This window comes from Nocardia sp. NPDC060220 (genome assembly GCF_042727815.1).
Taxonomy (GTDB): Bacteria; Actinomycetota; Actinomycetes; order Mycobacteriales; family Mycobacteriaceae; genus Nocardia.
Genome location: NZ_JBHWZY010000744.1, coordinates 1 through 3,497, shown reverse-complemented (window position 1 = coordinate 3,497; position 3,497 = coordinate 1). Strand labels below are relative to the sequence as shown.

General features: G+C 66.6%; 3 protein-coding genes. All 3 read left to right on the top strand.

Translation table 11 applies throughout. From position 1 onward, the window contains the following. The first annotated feature begins 137 nt into the window (after window positions 1-137). The gene (locus ACFWF3_RS28850; protein ID WP_379316676.1) at window positions 138-1,622 is read left to right on the top strand and encodes a flavin-containing monooxygenase; all 1,485 of its coding nucleotides are present in this window, start codon (window positions 138-140) and stop codon (window positions 1,620-1,622) included. 34 nt (window positions 1,623-1,656) lie between these two features. Next, window positions 1,657-3,309 carry an acyl-CoA synthetase gene (locus ACFWF3_RS28845; RefSeq protein WP_379316674.1) on the top strand — a complete coding sequence of 551 codons (1,653 nt, stop codon included), beginning with the start codon at window positions 1,657-1,659 and terminating at the stop codon, window positions 3,307-3,309. Between the two features lie 5 nt (window positions 3,310-3,314). Further along, window positions 3,315-3,497 (top strand): NAD(P)-binding protein (locus tag ACFWF3_RS28840; RefSeq protein WP_379316672.1); only part of this gene is annotated, 183 nt, incomplete at its 3' end.

Sequence of the window (3,497 nt, the reverse complement as noted above, 5' to 3'; positions counted from 1 at the left end):
GCTGCTGGCTCCTGTCGCGCGCGCATGCCTTCCATTATGGCCTGAAATGTCAATTTTCTGTCCGCGGGCATCCTCGTTCTCGCGTCGACGGCGACCTACCGTTGACCGCAGAGATCACTGACATGAGGAGCTGGGCTATGCGCACTCGGACAATGCCGTCCGCTGTCATCATCGGCACCGGGTTCGGCGGCCTCGGCATGGCGATGGAACTGCTGCGCCACGGCTTCGACGACCTCGTCATCCTGGAGCGGGCGTCGGATGTGGGTGGGGTGTGGCGGGAGAACACCTACCCGGGCGCCGGGTGCGATATTCCCTCCCCGCTCTACTCGTACTCGTATGCGCCGAAATCCGATTGGCCCAAGCGGTTCTCGGGACAGCCCGATATCCACGCGTATCTGCGGGATGTGGCGCGCGACAACGGCCTGCGCGAGCGGATCCGGTTCGGGTCCGAGGTGACCGAAGCCGAATTCGACGATGCGAGCGGGAAATGGACGGTGCGCACCGCCGACGGCTACGAGGCAACCACCGACGTGCTGATTTCCGCGGTCGGTCAGCTCTCGCGGCCCGCGTTGCCCACCATCGCCGGGATCAGCTCGTTCGCCGGACCGGCCTTCCACTCCGCGGAGTGGGACCACAGTGTCGACCTGACGGGTAAGCGGGTCGCCGTTGTCGGTACCGGTGCCAGTGCGATCCAGTTCGTGCCCGCGATCCAGCCGCAGGTGGGGGCCCTGACGCTGTTCCAGCGCTCGGCGGCGTGGGTGCTGCCCAAGCCCGATGTCGAGTACAAGGCGTGGCATCACCGGATGTTCGCGACGGTGCCGCCGGTTCGCCTCGCCGAGCGATTCGCGGTCTGGGCCCTGTGTGAGTTTCTGTCGCTGGGCATCGCTGATGTCACCGCGATCAGGGGCCTGGTCACCAGGATCGCCGTGAACCATCTGCGCACGCAGGTCAGCGACCCGCAACTGCGCGCGAAACTGACGCCGGACTACCCGGCCGGCTGCAAACGTGGGCTGTTCTCCAACAACTACTATCCGGCACTCACCCAGCCGAACGTGCGGGTGGAGACGACCGAGATCGCCGAAGTCGTGCCGACCGGGGTGAAAACCGCCGACGGCGTGCTGCACGAAGTCGACGTGATCATCTACGGAACCGGGTTCAAGGGCACCGAATTCCTGTGGCCGATGGCGATTCGCGGCGCGAACGGGCGCAAGCTCGAGGACGAGTGGCAGGGCGGTGCCCGCGCCTACCACGGCATCACGGTGCCCGGCTTCCCGAACATGTTCATGGTGTACGGGCCCAACACGAACCTGGGCGTCGGCTCGATCGTCTACATGATCGAATCGCAGGCTCGCTACATCCGCCAGGCGCTCGAGGAACTGTCCCGCCACCCGGCGCACACCCTCGATGTCCGGCGTGCGGTGGCCGAGGAATACGACGTGAAGCTGCAAGCCCGGCTCGCCCGTACGCCGTGGGGTCTGTGCTCGAGCTGGTATCGCAACGCCGCGGGCCGGATCACCAACAACTGGCCGGGCGCGGTCCTGAGTTATCGACTACAGACCCGAGCCCTGCGCCCCGAGCACTATCACCTGACCACCAACACGACAACGCCTGCGGGTCAGTGATATTCGCGGACCGGAATTCGAAAGAGGCTCATCGATGAAGCTGACCAACGGCACCGCGGCCGAGGTACGCGAGAAGGTGCGGGCGGTGCGCCGGTTGCACCAGACCGGCCTGATCGACCTGTGGCGACCGCGCCGGATCAAGCGCATGATCGCGCTCAACAACTCCTACGGCCCACAAGCGGCGATGATCAGCGCCGGGGCGGCCGATCGGCCCGACGAACCCGCGCTGGCCGACGAGCACGGCGTGCTGACCTACCGCGAGCTCGACGAACAGTCCAACGCCTTGGCCCACGGTCTGCTCGGGCAGGGCCTGCGCGGCGGCGACGTGGTCGGCGTGCTGGCCCGCGACCATCGTGGCCTGGTGCTGGCGATGGTGGCGGCAGGCAAGGCAGGGTTGCGGCTGGCCATGCTGAACACCAGTTTCGCCAAGCCGCAACTCACCGAAGTCGCTGTGCGGGAGAAGGTTCGCGCGATTCTGTTCGACAGTGAATTCGCCGGGCTCATCGATGCCCTGCCCGAGACGATGCCCCGGATCCTCACCTGGGTCGACGCGGAACACACGCCGCTGCCGAGCACGGTGACCATCGACATGCTGGTGGCGGCGAACAGTAATGCCCCGCTGCCCCCGCCGGACCGGCCCGCGGGCTTCATCATCCTCACCAGCGGCACCACCGGTCTGCCCAAGGGTGCGCCGCGCACCAAGGTCTCTCCGTTCGCCACCGCCCTGGTCGTCGACCGGGTGCCGTTCCCTCGCGGTGGGGTCGTCATGATCGCGACTCCGGTTTTCCACACCACCGGGATGGGGACCTGGACGATAGCCAGCGCGCTCGGCGCCGAGATCGTGCTGCGGCGCCGCTTCGACGCGCAGGCCACCTTGGCGGCGATCGAGCGGCATTCGGTCGAGATGCTGGTCGCGGTGCCGACCCAGTTGAACCGCATTCTCGCGCTCGGTCCCGACGTCATCGCCGAGTACGACACCTCGACGCTGCGCACGGTTTTCGTCGGCGGCGCACCGCTGCCCCCCGACCTGGCGATCCGATGGCAGGAGGCCTTCGGTGACGTGCTCTACAACGGGTACGGCTCCACCGAGGTCGCGATCACCGCTGTCGCCCAGCCGCACGAATTGCGTCGTGCGCCGGGCACCGTCGGGCGGGCACCGGTCACCGCGCGCATCGCGCTCTACGACAGCGACGATCGCCGAATCACCGCGGCGAACGTCTCGGGGCGAATCTTCGCCCGCACCGTCGCCCCGTTCGAGGGGTACACCGACGGAAAGACCAAACAGATCATCGACGGGTACATGTCGACCGGGGACATGGGCCACTTCGACGCTGATGGGCTGCTGTTCATCGACGGCCGCGACGACGACATGGTCGTCTGCGGTGGCGAGAACGTCTATCCGCTGGAGGTGGAGAATCTGCTGGCGGGTCGCGCCGATATCGCCGATGTCGCGGTGATCGGTGTCGACGACGCGGACTTCGGACAGCGGCTGCGCGCCTTCATCGTCGCCGCCACGGACGACAAGCCGGACGTGCAGGAGATCAAGAACTACGTCAAGGACAACCTCGCCAGGTACAAGGTGCCCCGTGACGTGGTGTTCCTCGACGAGATGCCCCGCAATCCCACCGGCAAGATCGTGCGCAAGGCGCTGACCGAGTATGTCGTCGACGGACACGGGGGGCGGTGAGCGTCATGACCGAATACGACTACGACGTGATTGTGATCGGTTCCGGCTTCGGCGGCAGCGTCACCGCGCTGCGGCTGACCGAGAAGGGCTACCGCGTCGGCGTTCTCGAATCCGGGCGGCGATGGAATCCCGAGGATTTCCCGAAGTCCAACTGGAATATCCGCAAGTCGCTGTGGATGCCCCGACTC

Excerpts from the sequence above, each read along its gene's own strand:
- ACFWF3_RS28850 (WP_379316676.1), top strand. The coding sequence starts at position 138 with ATGCGCACTCGGACAATGCCGTCCGCTGTCATCATCGGCACCGGGTTC.
- ACFWF3_RS28845 (WP_379316674.1), top strand. The coding sequence starts at position 1,657 with ATGAAGCTGACCAACGGCACCGCGGCCGAGGTACGCGAGAAGGTGCGG.